Origin of the sequence: Mesorhizobium sp. M7A.F.Ca.CA.002.15.2.1 (genome assembly GCF_003998715.1) — a bacterium.
Lineage (GTDB): Bacteria > Pseudomonadota > Alphaproteobacteria > Rhizobiales > Rhizobiaceae > Mesorhizobium > Mesorhizobium ciceri.
Genome location: NZ_RZPI01001230.1, coordinates 1 through 546 on the forward strand (window position 1 = coordinate 1; position 546 = coordinate 546).

1 protein-coding gene and 1 pseudogene are annotated in these 546 nt (G+C 66.5%); both read right to left on the reverse strand.

Annotated elements, in window-relative coordinates; genetic code table 11:
- Positions 1-271 (reverse strand): 50S ribosomal protein L4 (gene rplD, locus ENZ74_RS33820; RefSeq protein WP_127313381.1); only part of this gene is annotated, 271 nt, incomplete at its 3' end.
- Positions 271-546, reverse strand: a pseudogene (locus tag ENZ74_RS33825) (50S ribosomal protein L3); the annotation flags it as partial. The gene rplD and the pseudogene ENZ74_RS33825, both read right to left, overlap by 1 nt.

Consider the following 546-nt stretch of genomic DNA (forward strand, 5'->3'; position numbering starts at 1 on the left):
GGCCGTGGGCCTTGCCGCCGCCGCGGAACTGCGGAGCGCGTGCCGAATGGTGACGGGCGCGGCCCGTACCCTTCTGCTTGTACATCTTGGCGCCGGTGCGCGCGATCTCGGCGCGACCCTTGGTCTTGTGCGTGCCCTGCTGCTTCTTGGCAAGCTGCCAGCGCACGACGCGCTGCAGGATGTCTTCGCGCGGATCAAGGCCGAAAATCTCGTCGGAGAGTTCCACCTTGCCGGCGTCCTTGCCGCCCAGCGTTGTGATCTTGAGATCCATTATTCCGCTCCCTCTGTGGCCGGAGCCTCGTTCTTGGCGCCACTTTCGGCAGCAACGGCGCGGATCGCGGCAGGCTTCGGCGCATTGGCCGGCAGTGCCACCTTGGCCGCATCGCGAACCAGGATCCAGGCGCCCTTCGATCCGGGAACCGCACCGCGGATCAGGATCAGGCCGCGGTCGGCGTCGGTCGATACGATCTCGACATTCTGCGTGGTGACGCGGGTGTCGCCCATGTGGCCAGCCATATGCTTGCCCTTGAACACCTTGCCCGGGTC